22 protein-coding genes are annotated in these 24,747 nt (G+C 69.1%); 9 read left to right on the plus strand and 13 right to left on the minus strand.

Annotated features, from left to right (window positions below):
- Positions 1–86 precede the first annotated feature (86 nt).
- The 3 genes from ACT53U_RS10515 to ACT53U_RS10525 are packed head-to-tail and all read right to left on the minus strand — an operon-like array spanning position 87 to position 2,506.
- Positions 87–323, minus strand: a complete 237-nt coding sequence (locus tag ACT53U_RS10515; protein WP_476154820.1) for a DUF4170 domain-containing protein — start codon at positions 321–323, stop codon at positions 87–89.
- Between the two features lie 55 nt (positions 324–378).
- Positions 379–1,176 carry a 3'(2'),5'-bisphosphate nucleotidase CysQ gene (locus ACT53U_RS10520; protein WP_476154822.1) on the minus strand — a complete coding sequence of 266 codons (798 nt, stop codon included), beginning with the start codon at positions 1,174–1,176 and terminating at the stop codon, positions 379–381.
- Complete coding sequence (locus ACT53U_RS10525) at positions 1,163–2,506, minus strand: TldD/PmbA family protein (protein WP_476154824.1); 1,344 nt, start codon at positions 2,504–2,506, stop codon at positions 1,163–1,165. Before ACT53U_RS10525 ends, ACT53U_RS10520 begins: the two co-directional genes overlap by 14 nt.
- 270 nt (positions 2,507–2,776) lie before the next feature.
- Here ACT53U_RS10525 and ACT53U_RS10530 point away from each other — a divergent pair, with 270 nt between their 5' ends.
- Positions 2,777–3,373 carry a DUF6101 family protein gene (locus ACT53U_RS10530; RefSeq protein ID WP_476155064.1) on the plus strand — a complete coding sequence of 199 codons (597 nt, stop codon included), beginning with the start codon at positions 2,777–2,779 and terminating at the stop codon, positions 3,371–3,373.
- 68 nt (positions 3,374–3,441) lie between these two features.
- Here the strand turns inward: ACT53U_RS10530 and ubiA are convergent, their stop codons facing one another.
- A complete protein-coding gene (gene ubiA, locus ACT53U_RS10535; protein WP_476154826.1) occupies positions 3,442–4,395 on the minus strand; it encodes a 4-hydroxybenzoate octaprenyltransferase in 954 nt (317 codons plus the stop codon).
- Positions 4,396–4,582: 187 nt separating this feature from the next.
- Between ubiA and purD the strand changes: the two genes are divergently transcribed.
- From purD to ACT53U_RS10555, 4 genes are all read left to right on the plus strand, one after another.
- A complete protein-coding gene (gene purD / locus ACT53U_RS10540) occupies positions 4,583–5,863 on the plus strand; it encodes a phosphoribosylamine--glycine ligase (RefSeq protein WP_476154828.1) in 1,281 nt (426 codons plus the stop codon).
- A gap of 175 nt (positions 5,864–6,038) precedes the next feature.
- Complete coding sequence (locus ACT53U_RS10545) at positions 6,039–7,754, plus strand: phospholipase D-like domain-containing protein (protein WP_476154829.1); 1,716 nt, start codon at positions 6,039–6,041, stop codon at positions 7,752–7,754.
- Positions 7,755–7,840: 86 nt separating this feature from the next.
- Complete coding sequence (locus ACT53U_RS10550) at positions 7,841–8,758, plus strand: alpha/beta fold hydrolase (protein WP_476154831.1); 918 nt, start codon at positions 7,841–7,843, stop codon at positions 8,756–8,758.
- Between the two features lie 53 nt (positions 8,759–8,811).
- A complete protein-coding gene (locus ACT53U_RS10555; RefSeq protein WP_476154832.1) occupies positions 8,812–9,657 on the plus strand; it encodes a patatin-like phospholipase family protein in 846 nt (281 codons plus the stop codon).
- Here ACT53U_RS10555 and ACT53U_RS10560 read toward each other — a convergent pair.
- Both ACT53U_RS10560 and ACT53U_RS10565 read right to left on the minus strand, forming a co-directional pair.
- Complete coding sequence (locus ACT53U_RS10560; RefSeq protein WP_476154834.1) at positions 9,620–10,675, minus strand: hypothetical protein; 1,056 nt, start codon at positions 10,673–10,675, stop codon at positions 9,620–9,622. The genes ACT53U_RS10555 and ACT53U_RS10560 overlap by 38 nt on opposite strands.
- Positions 10,676–10,799: 124 nt before the next feature.
- Positions 10,800–11,228, minus strand: a complete 429-nt coding sequence (locus tag ACT53U_RS10565) for a nucleoside deaminase (protein WP_476155066.1) — start codon at positions 11,226–11,228, stop codon at positions 10,800–10,802.
- A 161-nt stretch (positions 11,229–11,389) separates the two neighbouring features.
- On the opposite strand from ACT53U_RS10565, the gene ACT53U_RS10570 reads away from it, so the two are divergent.
- The 3 genes from ACT53U_RS10570 (at position 11,390) to ACT53U_RS10580 (ending at position 15,799) form a co-directional block, all read left to right on the plus strand.
- Positions 11,390–13,354, plus strand: a complete 1,965-nt coding sequence (locus tag ACT53U_RS10570; RefSeq protein ID WP_476154836.1) for a pseudouridine synthase — start codon at positions 11,390–11,392, stop codon at positions 13,352–13,354.
- Positions 13,351–13,902: a 16S rRNA (guanine(966)-N(2))-methyltransferase RsmD gene (gene rsmD, locus ACT53U_RS10575; protein WP_476154838.1), complete on the plus strand. Its 552-nt coding sequence runs from the start codon at positions 13,351–13,353 to the stop codon at positions 13,900–13,902. The genes ACT53U_RS10570 and rsmD overlap by 4 nt, the downstream gene beginning before the upstream one ends.
- Before the next feature lie 220 nt (positions 13,903–14,122).
- Positions 14,123–15,799: a methyl-accepting chemotaxis protein gene (locus ACT53U_RS10580; RefSeq protein ID WP_476154840.1), complete on the plus strand. Its 1,677-nt coding sequence runs from the start codon at positions 14,123–14,125 to the stop codon at positions 15,797–15,799.
- A gap of 61 nt (positions 15,800–15,860) precedes the next feature.
- Here ACT53U_RS10580 and mutL read toward each other — a convergent pair whose 3' ends face one another.
- Positions 15,861–17,759: a DNA mismatch repair endonuclease MutL gene (mutL, locus tag ACT53U_RS10585; RefSeq protein WP_476154842.1), complete on the minus strand. Its 1,899-nt coding sequence runs from the start codon at positions 17,757–17,759 to the stop codon at positions 15,861–15,863.
- Between the two features lie 150 nt (positions 17,760–17,909).
- Between mutL and ACT53U_RS10590 the strand changes: the two genes are divergently transcribed.
- Positions 17,910–18,779 (plus strand): TIGR01459 family HAD-type hydrolase, encoded by an 870-nt coding sequence (locus ACT53U_RS10590; protein WP_476154844.1) that lies wholly within the window; start codon positions 17,910–17,912, stop codon positions 18,777–18,779.
- 196 nt (positions 18,780–18,975) lie between these two features.
- Here the strand turns inward: ACT53U_RS10590 and groL are convergent, their stop codons facing one another.
- The 6 genes from groL to ACT53U_RS10620 form a co-directional block, all read right to left on the minus strand.
- Positions 18,976–20,619 (minus strand): chaperonin GroEL, encoded by a 1,644-nt coding sequence (gene groL, locus ACT53U_RS10595; RefSeq protein WP_476154846.1) that lies wholly within the window; start codon positions 20,617–20,619, stop codon positions 18,976–18,978.
- Between the two features lie 56 nt (positions 20,620–20,675).
- Positions 20,676–20,969: a co-chaperone GroES gene (locus tag ACT53U_RS10600; RefSeq protein ID WP_476135135.1), complete on the minus strand. Its 294-nt coding sequence runs from the start codon at positions 20,967–20,969 to the stop codon at positions 20,676–20,678.
- A 247-nt stretch (positions 20,970–21,216) separates the two neighbouring features.
- Positions 21,217–21,363, minus strand: a complete 147-nt coding sequence (locus ACT53U_RS10605) for a hypothetical protein (RefSeq protein ID WP_476154848.1) — start codon at positions 21,361–21,363, stop codon at positions 21,217–21,219.
- Positions 21,364–21,921: 558 nt separating this feature from the next.
- Positions 21,922–22,557 carry a cupin domain-containing protein gene (locus ACT53U_RS10610; protein WP_476154850.1) on the minus strand — a complete coding sequence of 212 codons (636 nt, stop codon included), beginning with the start codon at positions 22,555–22,557 and terminating at the stop codon, positions 21,922–21,924.
- 108 nt (positions 22,558–22,665) lie between these two features.
- On the minus strand, positions 22,666–24,423 hold the full coding sequence (locus ACT53U_RS10615) for a glucan ABC transporter ATP-binding protein/ permease (protein WP_476154852.1): 1,758 nt from the start codon (positions 24,421–24,423) through the stop codon (positions 22,666–22,668).
- Positions 24,424–24,547: 124 nt separating this feature from the next.
- The gene (locus ACT53U_RS10620) at positions 24,548–24,742 is read right to left on the minus strand and encodes a heavy-metal-associated domain-containing protein (protein WP_476154854.1); all 195 of its coding nucleotides are present in this window, start codon (positions 24,740–24,742) and stop codon (positions 24,548–24,550) included.
- Positions 24,743–24,747 lie beyond the last annotated feature (5 nt).

Raw genomic sequence — 24,747 nt, forward strand, 5'->3', positions numbered from 1 at the left:
TCGATTTCGGAGAGACTCCATAGCGCCGATCTCTCGTCGCGTCACCCTCGACATTTCAACACGGTGTCGCAGCGACGCGCCGGTGATCAGTGCGGATGATCCGGGTCGAGGAGGCGGTGGAGATGGACGATGAAGTAGCGCATGTGCGCATTGTCGACCGTCGATTGTGCCTTGGCCTTCCAGGCGGTCTTGGCCGATTCGTAGTCGGGGAAGAGACCGACCAGATCGACCTTGGAGAGATCGCGGAATTCATGCCCGTCGAGATTCTCGAGTTCGCCGCCGAGAACGAGGTGGGGCAAGGACTTCTTGGTTTTCGCGCTCATGTCGATCTACCGAACCGGGGGTGGGCCGAACACCGTGTCGCGCCGGCTGGATCGATCACCCCGCCAGACGTTCGAGCAGCGCGAGCGCGTCGTCGAAGAGATCCGGCGTGGCGGCGACCAGCGCCGGGTGGCGCGGTACGGGCCTGTTGTACTGCGGCGCTTCGCCGCGGCGATTGCAAAACCGCCCGCCGGCTTCATGCACCAACAGGTCGGCCGCCGCAAGATCCCAATCATGGGCATTGCCCGTTCCATAGGCGACGTCGAGGCTGCCGTCGGCGACCGCCGCGATCCTCAGCGCCAGCGACGGAACGGTTCGGCGCGAGGCAAAGCCGATCTCGCGAACTTCCCGTCGTTCCAGATACTTGGATGGTGCCCCGAGCCGCGCCCCGGCGAGCGAGCCGGGGTGGCCGACCTGCATCCGCCTGCCTTCGAGATGGGCACCCAGACCGGCGACCGCCGTCATCAGCCGCCCCGTCGAAGGTTGCAGGAGCGCCGCGACGACCGGCCGCCCGTTCTCGACCACGGCGAGCGACACCGCCCAGTCCTCCTCGCCGCGCAGGTAGGCGCGGGTACCGTCGATCGGATCGACGACGAAGACGCGGGCGCAAGCGAGGCGGGTCGGATCGTCGACCGATTCCTCCGACAGCCAGCCGTAGTCCGGCCGCGCCGTGCGCAGCCTCTCATCGAGATGCCGGTCGACGGCGATGTCGGCCTCGCTCACCGGCGAGCCGCCCTGCTTGTGCCAGACTTCCGGATCCCGCCGAAAATACCGCATCGCGATGGCGCCGGCCTCCAGGGCCGCCGCCTCGAGCAGGGCGAGATCCTCGGCGCGGTCTGGCTCAGCGTCCGGCAATGGTGAGGCCCTCGATCATCACGGAGGGCGCGGCGATGGCGAAACGGCTCTCGAGATCGGAGCCGGGCACCAGCCGGGCGAACATGTCGGAGAGATTGCCGGCGACGGTGACTTCCGACACCGCCGGGCCGATCTCGCCCTTCTCGATCAGGAAGCCCGACGCGCCGCGGGAGTAGTCGCCGGTGATGCCGTTGACGCCCGAGCCGATCATGTCGGTGACGAGGAGGCCGTGATCGATCGAGGCGATCATCTCCTCGCGCGAGCGGCTGCCCGGCCCGAGCGTGACGTTGGTCGAGCCCGGCGACGGCGAGCCGGTGCCGCGCGAGGCCCGCCCATTGGAGACGAGGCCGAGCTCGCGCGCCGTGGCGCCGTCGAGCAGCCAGTCCTGCAGGATGCCGTCCTCGACCAGCGTCAGCGGCGCCCCCGCCACGCCCTCGCCGTCGAAGGGACGCGAGGCGAGGCCGCGGACCTTGCGCGGATCGTCGAGGATGGTGATGCCCGGCGCGAAGACGCGGGCGCCGCGGCGATCCTTGAGGAACGAGGTCTTGCGGGCGATCGCCGCGCCGTTGATCGCCGAGACGAAGTGGCCGACCAGCCCGGTCGCCGCCCGCGGCTCCCAGATCACGGTGGCGGTGCCGGTCTCCATCTTGCGCGGCGCAAGGCGCGCGACGGCGCGCTCGCCGGCGCGACGGCCGACGAGTTCGGCCGGATCGAGATCGGCGCCGAAGATCTTCGACGAGGCGTCCCAGTCGCGCTGCATCCCCGTGCCGGTGCCGGCGACCGCCGAGACGGAGAGCGAATGGGAGGTGCGCAGCCAGCCGCCGGAGAAGCCGTGCGAGGTGACGAGCACCAGACCGGCGAGCGACCACGAGGCCGAGGCGCCGCCCGAGTTGGTGACGCCCGCGACCGCCCGCGCCGCGTCCTCGCAGGCGAGCGCCCGTGCCGTCAGCTCGGCCGCGTCGGGCGTCGACGGATCGACCATGTCGAGATCGGCGATCCGGCGGGCGAGCATCGCCTCGTCCATCAGGTCGGCCCACGGGTCTTCCGGCGCGACGCGCGCCATGGCGACGGCACGTTCGGCGAGCACGGTCGGATCGGCGAGCACGTTGGCGGAGACCGTGGCGGTGCACCGGCCGACGAAGACGCGCAGGCCGAAGTCGTCGCCCTCGGCGCGCTCGCTGTCCTCGACCGCACCGAGCCGCACGCCCACCGACATCGACACGCCGCGCACCGCGACCGCGTCGGCCTTGTCGGCGCCGGCCCTGCGCGCCGCCTCCACCAGCCGCCTTGCGGCGGCCTCGAGGGCGGACTGGTCGAGCACGTCGGTCATGGAAGATCCCTCGGATGATGCGGCGACTTCGGGTTTAGGCGTCGAATCCGCCGTGGGCAAGGGTGGCACGGCGCGCGCCTCCCGGCGAGACGGTCACGACTTTTCAACCGCGTTTCGTGACCGGCCGTAAACCCTATGCAGATCAACGGTTTCTCAACCGCGTTTCTTAAGCCGGTTCTGGGGGGCACCGAGTCAATCTCCAGTCCAAGGCGAGGTTCTCGGCAGAAGAATCGAGACCCGCAGGAGGCTATCGTGAGGCATCGAGCCATGATGACCTCGAAGACCGGCAGCGATGTCGATCTTCGAGCCGGCGCAACCGTGCGCCTCGATCCGATGACGCTGCCGCAGCGGTTTCGCTACGACACCGGCGTCGATCCGCGCAGCGGCCGCCCGATGGGCGAGGCCGCGGTGATCCTCGAGGCATCGATGGTACAGGTGTGCCGTCGCCTGCCTTCGGGCATCCCGATGGCGCTGCGTTTCCCGATGGCGGCCTTCGAAGGCGTCGCCGTCCGCATGAGCGTCGACCCGGCGCGGCCCGAGGCCGAACCGCGGGTCGTGCTGGAACTCCTTCACCGCGACCCGCATCTGTCGCTGCCGCTCTCCGTCGCCGACGACCTCGCCGACGTGGTGGCCGACTGGAAGGCCTGGTCGCGCGTCCTGATGCTGCCGAAGCTGGTGGTGGAAACCGACGGCTCCTGGCATTCGGTCGAAACCCGCCTCGGCGCCGTCGAGATCGCCGCCGTCCGTCCGCGCCGTCGCCGTACGGTGCTGGCCGACCGCCGCCCCCGCTTCCTCACCCGCCGCAAGCCCGGCCTCGCCGGCGAGACGGTGGTGATCGAGAAGCACGAGATCTTCGGTCGCGACTGACCGAGGAGACAACGAAGTCCCCCTGTGACTGACCCCGCGTTGCGACCCCGACGCGGGGTCTTCTGCGTTCAGAGCGCGCGGACGAGCCCGTCGAGCACCAGCCCGGCGAAGAACAGCGCGCCCGCCTCGCGGTTCGAGCGGAAGAGCGCGAGGCAGAGGTCGGGGTCGTCGATGTCGAGGCGGACGACCTGCCGGCCGAGATGGGTCGCGAAGGCCGCGAGCCCGAGGAAGGCGAGGGGACCGACACCGGCGGAGAACAGCGCCACCGCGAAACAGGCGATCGTCCCGCCGTAGAGCCCGCCGACCCAGATCCGCGTCTTCGCCCCGAACAGCAGCGCCGTCGAGCGCACGCCGACGACGGCGTCGTCTTCCTTGTCCTGATGGGCGTAGATCGTGTCGTAGCCGATCGTCCAGGCGATGGCGCCGAGGTAGAGCGCGACGGGCGCCAGCGCCAGTTCGCCGCGCGCCGCCGCCCAGCCCATCAGCGCGCCCCACGAGAAGGCGAGGCCGAGGACGGCCTGCGGCCAGTCGGTGATCCGCTTGGCGAAGGGATAGGCCGCGACGATGCCGAGCGACGACAGGCCGAGCACGATCGCGAAGGACCCGAACTGCAGGAGCACCGCGAGCCCGACCAGCGCCTGGACGACGAGGAACAGCCGGGCCTGCGTGACGTCGACCTGGCCCGAGGGGATCGGCCGCGACCGGGTGCGGGCGACCTTGTCGTCGATGTCGCGATCGACGATGTCGTTCCAGGTGCAGCCGGCGCCGCGCATGGCGACCGAGCCGACGAAGAACAGCACCAGATGCCAGAGGTTCGGCAGCGCCCTGCCGGCGGCATCGGAGGCCAGCGCCGCCGACCACCAGCACGGCCACAGGAGCAGCCACCAGCCGATCGGCCGTTCCCAACGGGCGAGCCGGGCATAGGGGCGCAGCCACGGCGGCAGCAGCGTGTCGGCCCAATGGCCGCGCTCGGCATCGGCGACGACGGAGGCTGCGGGATCGGGGCTGGTCGGTCGGGACATGGTCGCTCTCGGTTGGCGTCGCCCCGAGGTGAGACGAAATGCGCCCGCCGTCAAGGGCGTCGACGGCGCGGTCCGACGGTCGGCCGGTCGCGGAAATCCCCGCGCGCGGCTAAGCCGGCGGTGGACTCGGGGGCGCCCGCGCTGCTAGATCGCGCCACCGGAAGGGCAAGGCGAGGGAGTTCGCGCGATGAAGGTTCTGCTGATCGGTTCGGGTGGCCGCGAGGATGCGCTCGCCCATGCGCTCGCCCGTTCGCCCCGCCTGACCAAGCTCTTCGCCGCCCCCGGCAATCCCGGTATCGCCGAGGTCGCCGAATGCGTCGCCCTCGACGTCGCCGACCACGCCGCCGTCGTCGCCTTCTGCAAGGCGCACGACATCGGCTTCGTCGTCGTCGGCCCCGAGGTGCCGCTGGTCGCCGGCATCGTCGACGATCTCGAGGCCGCCGGCATCCCGGCCTTCGGCCCGAAGAAGCTCGCCGCCCGGCTCGAGGGCTCCAAGGGCTTCACCAAGGACATCTGCGCCCGCTACGGCATCCCGACCGCGCCCTACGGCCGCTTCTCCGATCTCGCCTCGGCGCGCGAATACCTGGCAAAGGTCGGCGCCCCGATCGTCGTCAAGGCCGACGGGCTCGCCGCCGGCAAGGGCGTGACCGTCGCCATGACCATGGCCGAGGCGGAAGCAGCCCTCGCCGACTGTTTCGCCGGCGCCTTCGGTTCGGCCGGCGCCGAAGTGGTGATCGAGGGCTTCCTCGAGGGCGAGGAGGCGAGCTTCTTCGCGCTGTGCGACGGCAAGACCGCGCTCGCCTTCGCCTCGGCGCAGGACCACAAGCGCGTCGGCGACGGCGACACCGGCCCCAACACCGGCGGCATGGGCGCCTATTCGCCCGCCCCGGTGATGACGCCCGAGCTGACCGAGCGCGTCATGGCCGAGATCGTCCGCCCGACCGTCGAGGCGATGATCGCGGAGGGCTGCCCCTTCACCGGCGTCTTCTTCGCCGGCCTGATGATCACCGCCAAGGGTCCGGAACTCATCGAATACAACACCCGTTTCGGCGACCCCGAGACGCAGGTGATGATGCAGCGCCTCGAGAGCGACCTGCTCGAGCTGCTGCTCGCCACCACCGACGGCACCCTCGCCGACAAGGTCGTGACGCTCTCCCCCGACACGGCGCTGACCGTGGTCGTGGCGGCGAAGGGCTATCCCGGCACGGTCGAGAAGGGCTCCGAGATCCGCGGTCTGGACGAGGCCGCGGCGCTTCCGGGCGTCACCGTCTACCACGCCGGCACCAAGGCCGACGGCGGCCGCATCGTCGCCGCCGGCGGCCGCGTCCTCAACGTGACGGCACGCGGGGGTAGCGTCCGCGAGGCCCAGGCCCGCGCCTATGCCGGCGTCGACGCCCTCGACTGGCCGCAAGGCTTCTGTCGCCGCGACATCGGCTGGCGGGCCGTGGCTCGCGAAGCGGGCGCGTGAGCGTCCGATAGATCGGCCTCTCGTCGGTTCGAGCGCGGGTCGAGCGCACGTTCGCTCTCCGATCTCGACGCAATTTCCTGTTGTGATTTGACGTTCGTCACAATCTTCTCTCATGATCCGTCGCGGCGGACCGTCGGGCTCCGGCTCGCGGGCGCGAGGCGAGGAGGAGGGGCGAATGTCGAACGAATTCGAAGCGAACGGCGGTGTGGCGGAAGCGCTGTTCACCCTGCGGGTCCATCGCGGTGACGGCATGGCGCTGCTGGCGATGAACTGGAAGGTCGGCCGGCCGCCGGACGACTTCGTCGGCTTCGCCATCGAATATCGCGAGCCGGGCGGCACGCGCTTCTTCACACTGAAGAACCGCCTGTCTTTCGCCGGCGCGGGCGGCAAGGTCTCGAGCGTCCAACTCTCGACGATGCTGTCGCCGATCCAGAAGTTCCGTTGGGTGCATTTCCCCCGCAACGCCGAAATGGACGGGCTTTTCCAATACCGCGTCACGCCCGTCTTCATGAACGAGCGCGACGAGCTCAGCTACGGCGTGGCGCAGGAGGCGTCGATCGTGTTGGCTCGGGAGACCGTGCCGGGCGTGCTCAATGTCGCCTACACGCGCGGCTTCGTCTCCTCGCAGGCCTTCGTCGATCGCTACCTGTCCGCCGGACCGATCTCCACGCTCCTGCCCGAGGACGCCGAGGCGGGCCTCGATTTTCAACCGTCGCATCCCCTAGCCGGCGAGGCCTTGGAATGGATGGGCTTCGAGGCGCGCCGCGCGATTCTCGACACGCTCGATCTGGCGATCGCCGATCCCCAGGCACAGGTCCGCGTCGTCGCCTACGATCTCAATCTGCCGGAGATCGTCGAGCGCCTCGAGCGGTTGGGGCCTCGGCTGAAGATCGTCGTCGACGACAGCGGCGATCACGGCGCCCCCGGCTCCGGCGAGACCAGGGCGGCGGCGCGTCTCGCCGCCAGCGCCGGCGCCGGCAACGTCAAACGCCAACACATGGGAAATCTCCAACACAACAAGACGATCGTCGTCGATGGGCCGACCGTGAAGCGGGCGGTGTGCGGCTCGACCAACTTCAGTTGGCGTGGCTTCTACGTCCAGTCCAACAACGCGGTCGTCGTCGAGGGCGCGAGCGCGATCGCACCGTTCCTCGCGGCCTTCGATCGCTATTGGGCGAGCGACGCGGTCCGCGCCTTCGGAGCCGCGGCCGTCGCCGACTGGGTCGACCTCGGCCTGCCGGGCATCGATGCGAAGATCACCTTCTCGCCCCACGCCGCCGGCAACGCCGTGTTGAACGCCATCGCCGACGATCTCCGCGACGGCACGACGTCGAGCCTGTTCTATTCCTTGGCCTTCCTCTACCAGACGCGAGGCCCGATCCGCGACGCGATCACCAAACTGACGGCCGACGACGCCGTCTTCGTCTACGGGATCTCGGATCGCAAGGTCGGCGGTCTCGATCTGCAGAAGCCCGACGGCAATCTCGCATCGGTCTATCCGAGTGCCCTGACCAAGAACGTCCCCGAGCCCTTCAAGCAAGAGGCGACCGGTGGCGGTGGAATCCGGATGCACCACAAGTTTCTGGTCGTCGACTTCGACCGGTCGACCGCTCGCGTCTATCTGGGCTCCTACAACTTTTCCTCGCCGGCCGACCGCACGAACGGCGAAAATCTGGTTCTCGTGCGGGATCGCCGGATTGCCGTCTCCTACATGGTCGAGGCGTTGCGCATCTTCGACCATCATCATTTCCGGGTGGCGCAGGCGGAAGCCTCGCGGGCCGCGAAGACGCTTCGCCTGAAGCGGCCGCCGCGCGAGGCGGGAGAGACGACGTGGTGGCTCGAGGATTGGACCGATCACCGGAAGAGTCTCGACCGCGAACTCTTCGCCTGACCGCGAGTGAGGTCGATCGGGCATCGTACCGACGCTGCGGGTGAGCTATGGTTCCGATCTCGTCGACGACGCTCAAGGAGGGCCCCATGGATCTCGCCGATCTCTTCCCCGGCTTCGCCGCCGAGACCATCGACGTCGGCGAGGTGAAGATCTTCGCCCGCATCGGCGGTCGCGAGGATGCTCCGCCGCTCGTCTGCCTGCACGGCTTCCCCGAGAGCCACGTCATGTGGGCGAAGATCGCGCCGAAGCTCGCCGAGTATTTCCGCGTGATCGTCCCCGACCTGCGCGGCTACGGCTGGTCGTCGGTGGCGAAGGTCCTCCCCGATCACGCCCAGATGTCGAAGTCGACCATGGCCGCCGACGTCGTCGCGCTGATGGACGAGCTCGGCCACACCCGCTTCACCCTGATGGGCCACGATCGTGGCGCCCGCGTCGGCTACCGGCTGGCGCTCGGACACCCCGACCGGCTGCACCGGCTGGCGCTGCTCGACATCGTGCCGACGCTCGTCATGTGGGAGCAGATGGAGGCCGGCGTCGACCTCGCCCCCCATTGGACATGGCTCGCCGAACCGGCGCCCGCGCCCGAGAACCGTATCGCGGCGGAGGACGCCGGCCAGTGGCAGCGCGAGACCCTGCTCGCATGGACCAAGTCGAAGGATCCCAAGGTCTTCGGCGGCAAGGCGCTGGCGCACTACCGCGCCTTCTTCACCGTGCCCGAACGCCTCTCGGCCACCTGCGAGGACTATCGCGCCGGGGCGACGCTCGACCGCGCGGCGGATGCGGCCGACCTCGCGAGCGGACGCCGCATCACGGTGCCGACCCGGGTGCTCTGGGGCGCCGGCGGCTTCCCTGCCAAGACCGGCCTGTCGCCGCTCGACGCCTGGGCGCGCTTCATGGCCGATCCGGCGCTGCTCACAGGGGCGGCCGTCGACGCCGGCCATTTCCTCCCCGAAGAGGCGCCCGAGGAGACGCTCGCCGCGATCCTGCCGTTTCTCATGGGTTGAATACGAGGCGGACACATCCGATCTTTCCCCGTGTCCCTTCCCGAGGAATCCCCATGCAAGAGCTCCGTACCTTCCCTCGCGTCGGCCTCGCGCTCGGCGGTGGCGGCGCGCGCGGCATCGCCCATGTCGCGGTGATCGAGGCGCTCGACGAGATGGGCATCGTGCCGACGGCGCTCGCCGGCACCTCGATCGGCGCGATCTACGCCGCCGCGCGGGCCTCCGGCCTCGACGGCGCGAGCCTGCGCGCCCGCACGCTCGAGAGCTTCGGCGATCGCTCCGCCGCCTTCGCCAAGCTGTGGAACCGCCGGCCGCGGAAGTTCGGCGACCTCTTCTCCGGCAACTGGAGCCTCGGCCAGCTGTCGCCCGAGACCGTGCTCGACATCTTCGTGCCCGAGGCCTTCGCTGCGACGTTTGCCGACTGTTCGATCCCGCTCGCCGTGGTGGCGACCGACTTCTGGGGCGGCCGCGAGGCGGTGCTGTCGAGCGGCGACCTGCGCCGCGCGGTGGCCGCCTCGATCGCGCTGCCCTCGATCTTCAAGTCGGTGGTGATCGACGGCCGCGTGCTGATGGACGGCGGCGTAATGAACCCGGTGCCGGTCGACGCGCTGCCCGGCGAGGTCGACCTCGTCGTCGCCGTCGACGTCGTCTCCTATCCCGAGCCCGACGAGGGCAAGGCCCTGCCCGGCGCGCTGCAGGCGGTGATCGGCGCGACCCAGCTGATGCAGCAGCAGATCGCCGCCTACAAGTTCGAGACCCGCCGCCCCGACGTGCTGATCCGCCCCCCGGTCAACGACGTCCACGTCCTCGACTTCCTCGGCGCCGAAAAGATCCTCGCCGCCGCCGAACCGGTGAAGGACGAGGTCAAGCGCAAGCTCGGGCGGTTGATCGAGGCGTGGTGATCTGGTCGAGGGGAGCGATCAGGATGATCGGTTTTTCGTCGCGCGGCATCGTTGTGCCGTAGCCGCGGTGCGTGTCGTCCGGCACCAGTACCACCAATGCGCCCGAGATCTGGCGGCGGGTGATCAGCGCGGCGATCGCGTCGCCGTCGCGCGGAGCCAATCCGATCGACTTCGTTCGTTTGACTTCGATGGCGACCTTGGTGCCGTACCGGTCTTCGACGACGAGATCGAGGAAGCGGAAGCTCGTCTTTCCATCATCGCCGACGCCATGATAGGGGAGGAACGTCGTGCCGACGAGATGTGGACCGCGACGATGCAGGCCCTCCTCGACGAACCCGGTCAAGTATCCGAGCAGTTGTGCCTCGCTCTCGATCTCTCCGAAGCGGGGATCGAGACCGATCGCATTGCAGAAGTCGAGCACGCAGGCGGCGACAATGTCCAGCAGGCTGCCTCGTCGCTCATCGGTCTTTCGCGATGCGGTCGTCGGTGCCTCCGTCGCATCGGCAGTGGGCGTCTCTCGGGACGGTGCCGCCGCCTTGGGAGCGGTCGCCATGTCGACGACACGGTCGCGCGACAGCTTCTCCTCGATCTGTTCGATCAGAACGATCGCGAAGACGCAGACCGACAGGATGGCGAGCAACGACTCGTTGCCGTCGAAATTCAAGACGTAGTCGTGCGTCGAAGGATTGCGCCATTCCCGACGGTACCAAGAAAACTGCGTCAGGACACGTGGGCGGAAGATCGAGTTCTTCTCGAAGAAGGTCTCGATGTCGTGGATCGTGCGACGAGCCGGCTCCTTGCCCGCCAAGATGCGGTAGGCCTCCTTGAGAGACCCTTCGAATGCCTGGTTCGATCGGTAGACGGCATCCGTGAAGGCCGAGCGTACGCCGTCGCGGTTGCCGCGCGCATAGTGTGCGAAGGCCGTTTCCACGTGTTCGAGGATGGCGAACAACCCCGCCGAATGCGCGCCCGCCGGCAATGCGCGAACCTTGCTCCTCAGCGTTTCGATCAGGTCCATCCGTCTTGCTCGCCGCAGTGAATCGCTGCGGCGATCCTAGCGAGTCATGGTCTATGCTCTCAATGGATGATAATACTGATAATAAAACCTTAGATTGTATAACGGGAGCGACGGGACCTGCCCGTCACCGCCTTCCCTTGAAGAACCCCTTCAACAACTCCGCCGCCTCCCCCTCTGCCATCCCCGGATAGACCTCCGGCACGTGATGGCACGTCGGGCTCGCAAAGAGCCTCACCCCGTTCTCCACCGCGCCGCCCTTGGGGTCGGCGGCGCCGTAGTAGAGGCGGCGGATGCGGGCGAAGGAGATGGCGCCGGCGCACATCGGGCAGGGCTCGAGGCTGACCCACAGGTCGCAGTCGGTCAGCCGCTGCGAGCCGAGGGCGGCGCCCGCGGCGCGGATCGCCTCGATCTCGGCATGGGCGGTCGGGTCGGATTTCTCCAGCGTCCGGTTGCGGCCGCGCGCCACAATCCGGTCGTCCCTGACCACGACCGCACCCACCGGAACCTCGCCCGCCGCTGCCGCGAGACGCGCCTCGTCGAGGGCTTCGTCCATGAAGGAGCGGTAGCGGGGATGGGTCACGTCGGGTCTCCTCGGGGGCGACGGGGACGGGCGAAGCGCCCGGACGGCGGCGAAGCCGACGAAATACGCCGGACCTTCGCCGATTTTCGCCTCCACCGCTTACATGTCTCGGCGCTTTCGTCTAGTAAGGCGCCATGACCGAGACACGAAATCAAGACGACGCGCCCGCGGCGCGCGCCAACACCGGCGTCGCCGCCGATCCCGCCACCCCCGCCGCCGGCGAGCGCATCGCCAAGGTGCTCGCCCGCGCCGGCCTGTGCTCGCGCCGCGAGGCCGAGGACTGGGTGACCGCCGGCCGCGTCGCCGTCAACGGCAAGGTGCTGGAAAGCCCGGCCTTCACCGTGACCCCGTCCGACCGCGTGGTGGTCGACGGCCAGCCGCTGCCGACGAAGGAGCGCACCCGCCTGTGGCTCTTCCACAAGCCGCGCGGCCTCGTCACCACCAACCAGGACCCCGAGGGTCGCCCGACCATCTTCTCGGTGCTGCCCGAGGACATGCCGCGCGTCGTCACCGTCGGCCGTCTCGACATCAACACCGAAGGCCTACTGCTGCTCACCAACGACGGCGGCCTCGCCCGCGTGCTCGAACTGCCCTCGACCGGCTGGCTGCGCCGCTACCGCGTGCGCGCCTACGGCAACGTCGAAGAGGCGGCGCTGAAGGAACTGGCCAACGGCGTGTCGCTCGACGGCGTCGACTACGGCCCGATCGAGGCGGTGATCGAACGCGTCCAGGGCTCCAACATCTGGCTGGTGCTGGGTCTGCGCGAAGGCAAGAACCGCGAGGTGAAGCGCGTGCTCGCCTCGCTCGGCCTGACCGTCAACCGCCTCATCCGCGTCTCCTTCGGCCCGTTCCAGCTCGCCGACCTCGAAGAGGGCGAGATCCGCGAGATCCGCGGCCGTGTGCTGCGCGATCAGCTGGGCAATCGGCTGGTGGAGGAATCGGGCGCCGACTTCGACGCGCCGCTGATCCATCACCTGCACGGTGAGGCCGACGAGGGCGAGAAGCGGAGGATCCGCAACTTCGACCCGGCCGAGGACACCCGCGGCAAGGGCGGACGCGACGCCAGGGGCGGTCGCGCCCCGCGCACCAAGATGGAGTTCGTCGGCACCGGCGAGAAGCGCGTCCGCGATCGCGACGGCGGCGACGAGCGCCCGCGCGGCCCCGGCGGCAAGTTCCGCTCCGAGGGCTTCCGCGGTGGGCCCGGCGGCAAGTTCCGTTCGGAAGGCTTCCGCGGTCGCACCGAGGGTGATGCCCCGCGCTCCGGCGGCTTCCGCGATCGGCCCGGTTCCGGTGAAGGCGGCCCCCGCGGTCCGCGCGGCCCCGGCGGCAAGACCGGCGAGCGCTTCGGCGATCATCTGCCCTCGCGCGGCCAGCGCCCCGAGCGCCCGCGCGGCGAAGGCGGCGGCTTCCGCTCGGAAGGCCGTCAGGGCCGTCCCGAGGGCGACAAGCCCCGTTCGGAAGGCTATCGCGGTCGCCCCGAGGGTGATCGTCCGCGCTCCGAGGGCTATCGTGGCCGCCCCGAGGGTGATCGTCCCCGCTCCGAGGGCTATCGTGGCCGTCCCGAGGGCGATCGTCCCCGTTCCGAGGGCTACCGCGGTCGTCCCGACGGCGATCGTCCCCGTTCGGGCGGCTTCCGCGATCGCCCGGAAGGTGATCGTCCGCGTTCGGAGGGCTTCCGTGGCCGCCCCGACGGCGAGCGTCCGCGTTCCGGTGGTTTCCGCGATCGTCCCGAGGGCGATCGTCCGAAGCCGGCGCGCTCCGAGGGCTTCGGTCCGCGCGGTCCGCGCGGCATGAGCCCCGGCGGCCGCAATGCACCGGCCGGCGCCGGTCCCAAGGGTGACGGCCCGCGTGGCGCCGGTCCGAAGGGCGGCGGCAAGAGCTTCGGCCCCCGCGGCGACGGTCCCAAGGGTGGCGGCAAGAGCTTCGGTCCCCGTGGCGACGGTCCGCGCGGTGGTGGTGGCGGCAAGTTCGCCCCCCGCGGCGACGGTCCCCGTGGCGGCGGCGGTGCGAAGTTCGGCCCGCGCGGCGGTGGCGGCGGCCCGAAGGGCGGTCCCAAGGGCGGCAACCGCGGTCCGCGAGGCGGCGGAGAGCGTTCGTGAGGATCGTCGGCGGTCGCTTTCGCGGGACGAACCTCGCGACCCCGAAGTCCGACGACACCCGGCCGACCACCGACCGGCTGCGCGAACGCCTGTTCGACATCCTGTGGCACGGCCATCGTGACACGATCGAGGACGGCCGCGTCCTCGATCTCTTCTCCGGCACCGGCGCGCTCGGCCTCGAGGCCCTGTCGCGCGGCGCCCGTTTCTGCCTCTTCGTCGAAGAGGCGGCGGAGGCTCGCGGCGTGATCCGCGCCAACGTCGAACGCCTCGGCCTCACCGGCGTCACCAAGATCTGGCGCCGCGACGCCACCGATCTCGGCCGCTGCGCGCCGATGGAGCCCTTCGACCTCGCCCTGCTCGACCCGCCCTACGGCAAGGGTCTCGCCGATCGCGCCATGCACGCGATGCAGGCCGGCGGCTGGATGAAGCCGGGTGGTATCGTCGTCGTCGAGGAGGTCGCGAGCGCGGAACTCGCCCTGCCGGAAGGTTGGGAGAAGATCGACGAGCGCGCGCAGGGCGACACGCGTCTGCACTTTCTGCGCGTCTGAATTGTTGAAATTATAGTTCGCCACAGCACGTCATTCGTCATGTCGTGTGTGTCGGAATGCGTATAAAATTGTAATTGTTCAGATTGATTGTGCAATTTGGCGTCGAATGTTTCGCGTTAATTGCTCGTTGAGAAGTGTATATTATCTTGTCTGCATGTAGCCGCAGGTATCGCGGTCAAGAACACGTGCGCGGGGAACCGCGTCGGTTTCGGAGGAAAACATGCGGATCTCGGTCAAGGCGTCGCTGGTGGCGATCGTCGCGCTTCTCGTCGTCATGCTGGCCGGTCAGGGCTGGCTGGCGCTCTCGCGCCTGGACGCCATGTCCACGGCGGAAAAGGACATTGCCGAAAACTGGCTGCCGTCGGTCAAGGCGGTCAGCGAGATCAAGTATTCGATCACGCGTTATCGTCTCTACGGTACGCGCCACGTACTGAGCACCGACGAGAGCGAGATGAAGCGGCTCGACGAGCAGATCGTCGAGCAGGCGAAGCGCAACGTCGCGCTCTTCGCGACCTACGAGAAACTGATCTCGAGCGATGAAGAGCGCGATCTCTGGAACGTGTTCCGCAAGGACTGGGCGTCCTATGTCGGGGCGCAGGACATCGCCCTCGTCCACAGCCGCAAGAACGAGAACGAGGCCGCGGGTCGAGCCTTCGCCGAGGCGACCCCGGTCTTCGACAAGGCGCTGGCGGTGCTCGACAAGGACGTGGCGCTCAACGACAAGGGAGCGGCCGATTCCGCCGCGACCGCCGACAACGTCCACGATCAGGCTCGTCTCGCCGTCTTCGGCTTCGTCGGCTTCGCGCTGGTTCTCGGCATCGCCTCCGGCGTCTTCGTCGTCGTCCGCGTCACCTCGCCGCTCACCTCCCTGACGGCCGCCATGGCGACCATCTCGGCCGGCAATCTCCAGGCGGAGATCCCGGGCCGCGAGCGCGGCGACGAGATCGGCGACATGGCCCGCACGCTGGTCGTCTTCCGCGACGGCCTTGCCGAGACCGAACATCTGCGCACCGAGCAGGCCCGCCGCGAGGAAGAGACCGCGCGGCACATGGTCGAGGAGCGCAACCGCATCGCCGACAGCTTCCAGCGCACCATGGGCGCACTCGCCCAGAGCTTCGTGAAGTCGTCCGGTGAGGTCGCCGACGCCGCCCGCAATCTCTCCGCCACCGCGGAAGAGACCTCGCGTCAGGCCCAGTCGGTCGCCGAAGCCGCGGAGGAAGCCTCCGCCAACGTCGAGACCGTCGCCGCTGCGACCGAGGAACTGGCGGCTTCCGTCCGCGAGATCAACGGTCGTGTCGATCAGTCGTCGCAGATCGCCTCGTCGGCGGCCGACGAGGCGGCACAGACCCAGACGAACGTCCGCAGCCTGACGGAAGCGGCCGAGAAGATCGGCGACGTCGTCAACCTGATCCGCGACATCGCCGGCCAGACCAATCTGTTGGCGCTCAACGCCACCATCGAGGCGGCGCGTGCCGGCGAGGCCGGCAAGGGCTTCGCGGTGGTCGCGGCGGAAGTGAAGCAGCTCGCCGCCCAGACGGCGCGTGCCACCGACGAGATCGGCTCGAAGATCGGCGAGATCCAGTCGGCGACCTCGGAGACGGTCGACTCGATCACCCGCATCGTCTCGACCATCGCCGAGATCCGCGAGATGTCGACCTCGATCGCCGGTTCGGTGACCCAGCAGGGTGCCGCCACCGAGGAGATCTCGGGCAACACCCATCGCGCCTCTCAGGGTGCCAATCAGGTGACGACCAACATCGCCGGCGTCGGCCAGGCCGCCGAGATGACCGGCGCTGCGGCGACCCAGCTGATGACGCTCTCCGACGGGCTCTCCGGCCAGGCCGACCGCCTGACCCACGAGGTCGAGGACTTCGTGCGCACCCTGCGCTCGGCCTGAACGCGGCGCATGGACGATCATGGACGGCGCTCCGCGAGGGGCGCCGTTCGCGTTTGCGGGCTCACTTCCGCCCGAACAGCCGTTCGATGTCGGAGAGCTTGAGCTCGACCCAGGTCGGTCGGCCGTGATTGCACTGGCCGGAGTTGGGCGTCGCCTCCATCTCGCGTAAGAGGGCGTCCATCTCCTGCGGCTTGAGGCGACGGCCGGTCCTGACCGAGCCGTGGCAGGCCATGGTGGCGAGGATCTCGTCGATCCGCGCCTTGACCCGGTCCGAGGTCTCCCATTCGGCGAGATCGTCGGCGATGTCGCGCACGAGGCCGGCGACGTCGCCGTTCCGCAGGATCGCCGGCACCTCCCGCACCGCCACGGCGCGACCGCCGAAGCTCTCGACCACCAGCCCGACCTGCGCCAGATCCTCGGCGCGGGCGAGAAGGCGGGCGACGTCTTCCTCCGGCAGCTCCACCACTTCCGGGATCAGCAGGCCCTGACGGGCAATGCCGGTCTCGGCGAGCTGGGCCTTGAGCTTCTCGTAGGTCAGCCGCTCGTGCGCGGCGTGGGCGTCGACGATGACGAGCCCGTCGCGGGTCTGGGCGACGATGTAGTTGGCATGGACCTGCGCTCGCGCTGCTCCCAGTGGCTGCGCCTCCGCCGCCTCGTCGAGCGGCACGGCGTAGGCACTGGCGTCGGCGGACGGCTGGGTCACCGCGTCGAAGGGCGAGGCGCCGCCTTCCGACAGCACGTTGCCGGCGATCGAGCGCGGCGAGGCGAGGTCGAAGGTGGGCGCATCCGCCGGCCGGGCCGCGTCCTGACGCCAGTCGAAGGGCGACGACGGCCGATCGGTCGCCCGCCACAGCGGCCCCGACGGCGGCGTCCAGCCGGAGGCGCGCGGCGCCGAGCCGGTCGCCGCGGTGAGGCCGGAGCGCAGGGCGGCGAGGGTGGCCGCACCACCGGTCGAGGTGGCGCGGTGGCCGGCCATGGCGAGCGCCTGACGCATCGCCCCGACCATGAGGCCGCGCACCAGCCCGGCGTCGCGGAAGCGCACGTCGGCCTTGGTCGGGTGGACGTTGACGTCGACCTCGGTCGGATCGAGTGCCACGTCGAGCACGACGACGGCATGGCGATCCGACGACATCACGTCGGCATAGGCGCCGCGGATCGCCCCGAACAGCATCTTGTCGCGCACCGGCCGGCCGTTGACCGTCAGATACTGATGCGTCGAGGCGGCGCGGTGATAGGTCGGCAGGCCGATCCGGCCGAAGAGCCGCACCCCCTCGCGCTCGGCGTCGACCAGCAGCGAGTTCTCCACGAAGTCGTCGCCGACGATCGATGCCACCCGCGCGGCGAGCGCGTCCTCGGCGCGCGAGGCCGGGTAGTCGAGCGAGGACCGGTCGGAGCCCGAAAGCGAGAAGCGCACGTCGGGGCGGGCGAGTGCCAGCCGCTTCACCGTCTCGGTGATCGCCGCCGTCTCGGCCCGGTCGGACTTCAGGAACTTCAGCCGCGCCGGCGTGGCGAAGAACAGGTCGCGCACCTCGACCCGGGTGCCGCGCGAGATCGCCGCCGGGCGGACGTCGGAGACGCGGCCGCCGTCGAGACCGATCTCCCAGCCGTTGACGTCGTCGGCGCGCCGCGTGGCGATCGCCATTCGCGCCACCGCGCCGATCGACGGCAGTGCCTCGCCGCGGAAGCCCAGGCTCTCGATGCGGAAGAGGTCGTCCTCGGCGAGCTTGGAGGTGCAGTGGCGCTGCACGGCGAGCGCCAGATCGTCCGGCGTCATGCCGAACCCGTCGTCGGTGACGCGGATCAGCGTCTTGCCGCCGCCCGCCGTCACCACCTCGATGCGGGTCGCCCCCGCGTCGAGCGCGTTCTCGACGAGCTCCTTGACGACGCTCGCCGGCCGTTCGATCACCTCGCCGGCGGCGATGCGATTGACGGTCGTCTCGGAGAGTTGGCGAACGATCATGCGCTGCCTTTCGCGGGTTCGAACGATCATTTTCGCGGATTCGGGCGCCCGCGTCGACGGATGCATGTCTGCCGTCCACCGAAAGGCTGGTTGTTGCGGTGCAGCATGGGGAAGGGTAATGTCGTCGCGCCCACAAGCCAGAGGTTCTCGATGCTCACCAATTCGCCGCCCCGCGTGGACGGTCTCGCCGCCTTCGTCGGACGCTACGACGCCCTCGTCTGCGACGTCTGGGGTGTCGTCCACAACGGGGTGGAGGCCTTCGGCCCGGCCTGCGACGCACTGGTGCGCTGGCGCGAGGCGGGCGGCAAGGTGTTGCTCCTGACCAACGCGCCGCGGCCCTCGGCGCCGATCCACGAACAGCTCGCCAGGCTCGGCGTGCCGCGCGAGGCCTACGACGACCTGCTGACTTCCGGCGACGTCACCCGCGAGATCCTGCGCCGCCGCACCGAGCGCCGCGTGCTCCACGTCGGCCCGCCGCGCGACCTGCCGCTCATCGACGGCCTGCACATGCTGCGCGTCGGCGACGCCGATGCCGAGATCGTTCTGGTCACCGGCCTCTTCGACGACACGGTCGAGACGCCGGAAGACTATCGCGCCCGCCTCGCGGTGCTCGCGGAACGCCGCCTGCCGCTGGTCTGCGCCAATCCCGACATCGTCGTCGAACGCGGCCATCAACGCGTCTGGTGCGCCGGCGCGCTCGCCCGTCTCTACGAGGAACTCGGCGGCGACATCACCCTGGTCGGCAAGCCCTGGGGACCCGTCTACGACGAGACGCGGATGCGGATCTCGGAACTCTACGGCAAGCCCTTCGACGAGGTGCGCACGCTGGCGATCGGCGACGGTCTGGCGACCGACGTGCGCGGCGCCTTCCTGCAGAAGATCGACACGCTCTTCGTCACCGGCGGCATCCACGCCGCCGACTTCGGCCCGATCGACGACCCCGACGCCACCCGCGTCTCGGCGCGCCTCGAGGCCGAAAAGCTCGGCGCCACCGCCTTCGTGCCGCGCCTCTGCTGGTGAGCGGAGGCGCCGTCGGCGCGCTTGCCTCGGCCTGACCGAACACCCCGAAGACGAAAGAGGCGGCCCGAAGGCCGCCTCTCTTTTTTGTTCGCGGAGGACTTCCTCAGAAGTCCATGCCGCCCTCCGAAGTCGGGCTTGCCCGACTTCGGCACTTCTCGGTGATGGGCGGCCTTCACGGCCTTCCGATCCTGGCGGATCAGAAGTCCATGCCGCCCATGCCGCCCATGCCGCCGCCCGGCATCGCCGGAGCAGCTTCCTTGCGCGGCTTCTCGGCGATCATCGCCTCGGTGGTGATCAGCAGGCCGGCGACCGAAGCCGCGTCCTGGAGCGCCGTGCGGACGACCTTGGTCGGGTCGATGATGCCGGCCGACACCATGTTGACGAACTGCTCGGTCTGAGCGTCGAAGCCGATCTCGGCGTCGGGGTTCTCGAGCAGCTTGCCGACCACGATCGAGCCTTCCACGCCGGCATTCTCGGCGATCTGACGGATCGGGGCCTCGAGGGCCTTCAGCACGATGTTGATGCCGGCCTGGACGTCGGCGACGTCGGACGACAGGGCCTCGACCGCCTTCTTGGCGCGCAGCAGAGCCACGCCGCCACCGGGGACGATGCCTTCTTCGACCGCGGCGCGGGTCGCGGCGAGCGCGTCGTCCACACGGTCCTTCTTCTCCTTGACCTCGACCTCGGTCGCGCCGCCGACGCGGATGACCGCGACGCCGCCGGCGAGCTTGGCGAGACGCTCCTGGAGCTTCTCACGGTCGTAGTCGGAGGTGGTCTCTTCGATCTGGGCCTTGATCTGGGCGACGCGCGCCTCGATCTCGGACTTGGCGCCGGTGCCGTCGACGATCGTGGTGTTTTCCTTGGCGATCGTGACCTTCTTGGCGCGGCCGAGCATGTCGAGGGTGACGTTCTCGAGCTTGATGCCGAGGTCTTCCGACACGACCTGACCGTTGGTCAGGATGGCGATGTCCTCGAGCATGGCCTTGCGACGGTCACCGAAGCCCGGCGCCTTGACGGCGGCGATCTTCAGGCCACCGCGCAGCTTGTTGACGACGAGCGTGGCGAGCGCCTCGCCCTCGACGTCCTCGGCGATGATGAGGAGCGGCTTGGAGGTCTGCACCACGGCCTCGAGGACCGGGAGCATCGCCTGCAGGTTGGAGAGCTTCTTCTCGTGGATCAGGATGTAGGGATCCTCGAGGTCGGCCACCATCTTGTCGGCGTTGGTGATGAAGTAGGGCGACAGGTAGCCACGGTCGAACTGCATGCCTTCGACGACGTCGAGTTCGGTCTCGGCGGTCTTGGCTTCCTCGACGGTGATGACACCCTCGTTGCCGACCTTCTGCATCGCCTCGGCGATCATCTCGCCGATCGCCTTCTCGCCGTTCGCGGAGATCGTGCCGACCTGCGCGACCTCGGCCGAGGTCTTGATCTTGCGCGAGCGACCCTCGAGGTCCTTGACCGCGGTGGCGGCGGCGAGCTCGACGCCGCGCTTGAGGTCCATCGGGTTCATGCCGGCGGCAACCGCCTTGGCGCCCTCGCGGACGATGGCCTGGGCGAGTACGGTCGCGGTGGTGGTGCCGTCACCGGCGAGGTCGGCGGTCTTCGAGGCCACTTCGCGCACCATCTGGGCGCCCATGTTCTCGAACTTGTCCTCGAGCTCGATCTCCTTGGCGACGGAGACGCCGTCCTTGGTGATGCGGGGAGCGCCGAAGGACTTGTCGATGACGACGTTGCGGCCCTTCGGGCCGAGCGTCACCTTGACGGCGTTGGCGAGAATGTCGACGCCGCGCAGCATGCGCTCGCGGGCATCGGCGGAGAACTTGACGTCTTTGGCAGCCATGTGGGCCTACTCCGAAAGAGAGAAACGGGTGGGAGAACGATCCGGATCGGACGGCCTCAGCCGACGATGCCCAGGATGTCGCTCTCCTTCATGATGAGGAGGTCCTGGCCGCCGAGCTTGATCTCGGTGCCCGACCACTTGCCGAACAGCACCTTGTCGCCGACCTTGACGTCGAGCGCGATCAGCTTGCCGGCGTCGTCACGGGCGCCGGGGCCGACGGCGACGATCTCGCCTTCCTGCGGCTTCTCCTGCGCGGTGCCGGGGATGATGATGCCGCCGGCGGTCTTCTGCTCGGCTTCGATGCGCTTGACGACGACACGGTCGGCGAGCGGACGGAAGGAGATGGACATGGATGCGATCCTCTCTGGAACACGTTCGTTCGGCTGTCGCCCGTGACCCGTCCGCGCGATGAATGGATCGGGGTGGGGGACGCCGGGAATTCGACCTGTTGGCACTCGTCGAAATCGAGTGCCAACAGGGTCGCTCGGAGATAGGGACGAAGGCGGCACGAGTCAAGGCGGAGGACGTTTTCCGCCGTTCGGGCCGCCGCCGCCCGGTCGATCCGGCGCGGCGGGGCGCCAGCAATTTCTGGCGCCCTCACCAGAAGAGGACGTGGATCACCAGCGCCCAGAAGCCGAGCGACAGCGCGACGGCACCCAGTCGCACCCAACGGAGCCACCAGGGCCGCGGCTCGGCGTCGATCGCCGCCTCGACCGCCTCGAGTTCCGGCGGTGCGTCGTCCACCAGGAAATGCTCGATGAAGGAGATGCCGTCGGGGCAATTTCCGGCCGTTCCATAGGTGACGCCTGGCGCTCTTTTGCGAGAACTGTCGTCGTCTGTCATCGTATCCGCCCGGAAGAACGTCTTCGCTTTTGGATAGCCCGGAAAATGGTGTACGAGGACTATCTGGGACCATGATAACTCGGGCAAATACGCATATCAAATCGCGTTTCTCGTAATATTTCAGGCGTAATTTAAATAACCCCGCGTCATAAACCATCTGTTAGATATGCTCAATCGGACATAACGTTACGTCTCTGCCAGTTTTGCGTGTAGATCAGCCAATGTTTTCGCATATCTGGAATGCAAAAATGGCATGAGTCGATGTGGACGAGCGCGGGAGAACGGACTTCTTCCGGCGTCGTGCCCGCGTCGAGCGAGGGCGAGGCGGCAAGACGCGCGGGTCGGCCGTGAGACGACGCGCGACGGCGCGGCCGGCCCCTGGGCGAGGGGCCGACCGCGCTGCGGCGGTTTGTCGAACGGGGAGGGCGGACGAGGCGTGCGCGGAGGCGGGCGACGCGATCAGACGAAGTCGAGCGCCGCCATGGTGGCGGCTGCCGCGGCGGCGGCCGCGATACCGGCGACGGCGGCGATGCGGCGCGGTGCGGCGGCGCGGACGGGGATCGGGACGAGTGCGGGTTCGCCCTTGGGAAGGGTCGCACTCTCCGGCACGGTGCCGATGAAGATGACGCGCGCGGCGTATTTCAGGAAGCGCACGGCCCGACGGGCGAGATCGCCGGTCGTCATGATCCGGGCGAGCGGCGCCGGCACGGTGCGGCGGCAGACGGCGAGCTTGCGGATCGGTTCGACCACCCGCCAGACGGCGTGGGAGCCACCGGGGAAGAAGGCGACGGAACCGGCGCGCAGCACGTGTTCGCTGCCGTCGGGCATGGTCACCTCGACGACACCCTCCATGACGTGGACGGTCTCGTCCCAATGGAACTGCCAGCGGAAGGTGCCGGGGGTGCAGTCCCACAGCGCCGTCGAGGCGAAGCCGTCGGCACCGCTGGCGAGCGCGACGATGCGGGCCTGCGGCGCACCTTCGAGGACCCAGGAGGGATCGATCGGGCAGTCCTGCCAGTCGTCGCGGGCGTCGTCGGAGAAGACGGGCGAGCCCTTCGCGGGGCCGTTCGCGGCGGAAAGAGCGTTCGAAGCCATGATCGGACGGATCTCCTGTGACAGGCCGGGCACTCGCGCCCGTCCTCCCGTCCTATCAGAGCCGTCTCGAGACACGGTTTTCTCGACCGCTCGAATTTTATCGAAGTCTCACGCCGGGGACATCGCCGCGGCCTCCTCTTCCTCGTCCTGCAACTCGCCGGCCGCCACCAGCGCAGCGAAACGGCCGCCCGCGGCCACCAGTTCGTCGAAGGTGCCGCGTTCGACGATGCGGCCGGCCTCCATGTAGAGGATCTGGTCGGCGTTGCGGACCGTCGACAGGCGATGGGCGATGACGAAGGTGGTGCGGTCCTTCGCCAGATGATCGAGCGCGCGCTTGATCTTCAGCTCGGTCTCGTTGTCGAGCGCCGAGGTCGCCTCGTCGAGGATGAGGATCGGCGCGTTCTTGAGGATCGCGCGGGCGATGGCGAGGCGCTGGCGCTCGCCGCCCGAGAGGCCGCGCCCGCGCTCGCCGGCCCGCGCGTCCCAGCCGCCGAACTTGCTCTCGACGAAACCGTCGGCCTCGGCGAGGCGGGCGGCCTCGCGGATCTCGTCGTCGGTGGCCTCGGGTCGGCCGATGCGCAGGTTCTCGGCGATCGAGCGATCGAACAGGCCCGGGTCCTGGAAGACGACGCCGATCGACTTGCGGATGCTGTCGATCGTCACGTCGCGCAGGTCCTGCCCGTCGATGGTGATCGACCCGCCCGAGGGATCGCGGGCGCGCTGGAGCAGCGCGATCGCCGTCGACTTGCCCGAGCCGGTCGGGCCGACGATCGCGGTCGTCTTGCCCGGTTCGGCGACGAAGGAGACGTCGTGGAGGCCGGAATTCGAACGCGGATAGCGGAAGTTCACGGTATCGAAGACGACGCGGCCGCCGGTGACCTTCAACGCCGGGGCGCCGGGCTTCTCGACGAGCGTCGAGGTCTGGTCGAGCACGTCGAAGAACTGGCGCATGCCCGCCGCCTCGAAGACCAGCGACGAGAGGAACTGCGTCAGCTGGTCGAGGCGGCCGATCAGCATGCCGGCGAAGCCGACGAAGGAGACGATCTCGCCGACCGAGATCTCGCCCTTGGCATGGAGCGAGGTGCCGAGCGCGAAGAGCGAGACGATGGTGATCGTCGCCGCCGCCCGCGTCAGCACCGAGGCGAGCGCCCACCAGTTCAGCACCGGGAACTGCGCGGCGATCAGGTTGCCCATGATCGCCTGCAGCGCGCGGGCCTCTTCCTGCAGGCGCGAGAAGCTCTGCACCACCGAGACGTTGCCGATGACGTCGACGACGCGGCCGGAGAGCTCGGAGTGATAGGCTTCGGCGCGCTCCTGGCCGAAACGGGTCTTGCGCACGACGATGGTCGAGAGCGTGCCGTAGACCACCATCAGCGCCATCAGGAGCAGGCCCATGCGCCAGTTCATGGTGAGCGACACCGGGATCAGCGCGACCAGCATCACGATCGCCGTCAGATGCTCGCGGAAGACGGCGAGCAGCAGCGAGAAGAGATGGTCGGTGCCGCGCAGCATGACGCCGATCAGCCGGCCCGACTGCTCGTCGGAATGGAACGAGGCGGGCAGTTGGATGACGTGCTCGAAGAAGTTCCGCATCACCTCGAGCCGGCGGCGATGGGCGAGCCGGTCGGCGTGGAGCGAGACGAAGATGCCGGCGGCGATACCGACGAAGCCGAGGCCGGCCCACAGCGCCACCAACCCCATGGCCGGGCGGTCGTGGGTCAGCGCGTCGACGACGCGGCCGAACAGGATCGGTTCGGCGAAGCCGAGCAGCGCCAGGACGATGCCGGCGAAGCCGAGACCGAAGGCGAGGCCGCGATCGGGGCCGACGAGGCCGACGGCACGGAGATAGAGACGGAAGAAACTCATCGGCAGGCGGCCCGCTGGTCGAACGCTTCAGGCTCGCGGACCGATTCCGCGAGCGCGAACGACCTCGTCATGCACCGGCGGATCGCCGGTTGCAACGGCCGCGGCGGCCTCGGCCGACGCTGCGTCAGTCGACGACGTCGAAGCCGGTCGCTTCGATCACCTTGCGGGCGGCGTCGCGATCGAGGCCGCCGTCGAGGTCGAGGCGACCGCTCGCGAGATCGATCGTCACCTTGGCGTTCGGATCGGCCTTGAGCACGGCGCGTTCCACCGACTGGACGCAGCCCATGCAGGTCATGCCTTCGATCTTCAGCGTGATCATGTCGT

The sequence above is a fragment of the Pinisolibacter sp. DMC19 genome (assembly GCF_056313985.1).

Coding starts and splice junctions, on each gene's coding strand:
- ACT53U_RS10560 (WP_476154834.1), bottom strand. CDS start 10,675: ATGGACCTGATCGAAACGCTGAGGAGCAAGGTTCGCGCATTGCCGGCG.
- ACT53U_RS10620 (WP_476154854.1), bottom strand. CDS start 24,742: ATGATCACGCTGAAGATCGAAGGCATGACCTGCATGGGCTGCGTCCAG.
- mutL (WP_476154842.1), bottom strand. CDS start 17,759: ATGATCGTTCGCCAACTCTCCGAGACGACCGTCAATCGCATCGCCGCC.
- ACT53U_RS10545 (WP_476154829.1), top strand. CDS start 6,039: ATGTCGAACGAATTCGAAGCGAACGGCGGTGTGGCGGAAGCGCTGTTC.
- ACT53U_RS10565 (WP_476155066.1), bottom strand. CDS start 11,228: ATGGACGAAGCCCTCGACGAGGCGCGTCTCGCGGCAGCGGCGGGCGAG.
- ACT53U_RS10590 (WP_476154844.1), top strand. CDS start 17,910: ATGCTCACCAATTCGCCGCCCCGCGTGGACGGTCTCGCCGCCTTCGTC.
- groL (WP_476154846.1), bottom strand. CDS start 20,619: ATGGCTGCCAAAGACGTCAAGTTCTCCGCCGATGCCCGCGAGCGCATG.
- purD (WP_476154828.1), top strand. CDS start 4,583: ATGAAGGTTCTGCTGATCGGTTCGGGTGGCCGCGAGGATGCGCTCGCC.
- ACT53U_RS10555 (WP_476154832.1), top strand. CDS start 8,812: ATGCAAGAGCTCCGTACCTTCCCTCGCGTCGGCCTCGCGCTCGGCGGT.
- ACT53U_RS10615 (WP_476154852.1), bottom strand. CDS start 24,423: ATGAGTTTCTTCCGTCTCTATCTCCGTGCCGTCGGCCTCGTCGGCCCC.
- ACT53U_RS10525 (WP_476154824.1), bottom strand. CDS start 2,506: ATGACCGACGTGCTCGACCAGTCCGCCCTCGAGGCCGCCGCAAGGCGG.
- ACT53U_RS10580 (WP_476154840.1), top strand. CDS start 14,123: ATGCGGATCTCGGTCAAGGCGTCGCTGGTGGCGATCGTCGCGCTTCTC.
- ubiA (WP_476154826.1), bottom strand. CDS start 4,395: ATGTCCCGACCGACCAGCCCCGATCCCGCAGCCTCCGTCGTCGCCGAT.
- ACT53U_RS10600 (WP_476135135.1), bottom strand. CDS start 20,969: ATGTCCATCTCCTTCCGTCCGCTCGCCGACCGTGTCGTCGTCAAGCGC.
- ACT53U_RS10610 (WP_476154850.1), bottom strand. CDS start 22,557: ATGGCTTCGAACGCTCTTTCCGCCGCGAACGGCCCCGCGAAGGGCTCG.
- ACT53U_RS10550 (WP_476154831.1), top strand. CDS start 7,841: ATGGATCTCGCCGATCTCTTCCCCGGCTTCGCCGCCGAGACCATCGAC.
- ACT53U_RS10515 (WP_476154820.1), bottom strand. CDS start 323: ATGAGCGCGAAAACCAAGAAGTCCTTGCCCCACCTCGTTCTCGGCGGC.
- ACT53U_RS10530 (WP_476155064.1), top strand. CDS start 2,777: ATGACCTCGAAGACCGGCAGCGATGTCGATCTTCGAGCCGGCGCAACC.
- ACT53U_RS10570 (WP_476154836.1), top strand. CDS start 11,390: ATGACCGAGACACGAAATCAAGACGACGCGCCCGCGGCGCGCGCCAAC.